1 protein-coding gene and 1 other annotated feature are annotated in these 1,253 nt (G+C 58.7%); the gene reads right to left on the reverse strand.

Going from position 1 to position 1,253, the window contains the following annotated elements; all coding sequences use genetic code 11:
• Positions 1-1,203, reverse strand: a protein-coding gene (locus RCH06_RS17840; protein ID WP_327082803.1) for an IS3 family transposase whose coding sequence is annotated in 2 segments (ribosomal slippage) — positions 1-915 and positions 915-1,203 — 1,204 coding nt annotated over the 2 segments. Because the reading frame shifts where the segments join, the coding sequence is not laid out codon by codon here. This gene is flagged as partial in the annotation.
• Positions 809-925 (reverse strand) — a sequence feature (AL1L pseudoknot). It overlaps the preceding gene by 117 nt.
• Positions 1,204-1,253: the final 50 nt, after the last annotated feature.

Consider the following 1,253-nt stretch of genomic DNA (forward strand, 5'->3'; position numbering starts at 1 on the left):
CTAGTTGCCGATAGTAATTTTCTTCAGCTTCGGCAGGGGGAATGTATCCGATGGGCTCCAGCAGCCGGTGGTGGTTAAACCATGACACCCATTCCAGCGTGGCAAGTTCCAGTGATTCCTTAGTCTTCCAAGGCGTCCGGCGGTGAATCACTTCAGTCTTGTACAACCCGTTGATGGTTTCGGCCAGAGCGTTGTCATAGCTGTCGCCCTTGCTGCCCACTGATGGCTCTATGCCAGCCTCGGCCAGGCGTTCGCTGTACCGAATGGATACGTATTGCGAACCCCTATCGCTATGGTGAATCAGTGCGTCAGTACGCTCCGGTTGGCGGTCATACAAGGCTTGCTCCAGTGCATCGAGCACGAAGTCTGTGCGCATGGAACTGCTCTGGCGCCAGCCCACGATGCGCCGGGCGTACACATCAATTACAAAGGCCACGTACTGCCAGCCTTGCCAGGTTGAAACGTACGTAAAGTCCGAGACCCAAAGCTGGTTGGGCCGATCGGCCTTGAAGACCCGGTTGACGCGGTCCAGTGGGCAGGGCGCCTTTGTGTCGCTAATGGTGGTGCGCACCACCTTGCCACGGCGCACCCCCTGCAAGCCCAGGCGTTTCATCAAGCGCTCGACCGTACACCGGGCAATGCAAATACCCTCGCGATTGAGCTGCTTCCAGACCTTATCGGCGCCGTAGACTTGCAAGTTGGCTCGCCACACGCGTTCAATGTGAGGAGCCAAGGCCGCGTCACGCTGTGCGCGCTGACATCTCAGTGCCGGGTTGCGTCGCTGGGCGGCGTGGCGCCAGTAGCCAGACGGGGCGATCTGCAGCACCTTGCAGATCGACTCGACCCCGTGGACCTGTCGATGCTGATCGATGAAGCCCTTCAAGACTTCAGACGGCGGTCGAGCTCCGCCTGGGCGAAAAACGCACTGGCCAACTTGAGGATCTCATTGGCCTTACGCAGCTCCTTGTTCTCACGTTCAAGGTCCTTCAGGCGCTGCAGCTCGGTCGTCGTGACGCCGGCCTTGGTGCCCGTGTCGATTTCATCGCGCTTGATCCATTCATTGAGGGTCTGCGGCACACAGCCAATTTTGGGGGCGATAGATTCAATGGCCGCCCACAGCGACGGGTACTCGCCCCGGTGCTCCTGCACCATACGCACTGCGCGTTCTCGAACCTCGGGTGAAAACTTGTTTGACTTCTTCATGGCTCAATCCTCTCAGAGATTTGAGCCTCCTCAAAACCCGGGGCGATTCA

The sequence above is a fragment of the Polaromonas sp. CG_9.5 genome (assembly GCF_035984465.1).
GTDB lineage: Bacteria > Pseudomonadota > Gammaproteobacteria > Burkholderiales > Burkholderiaceae_C > Polaromonas.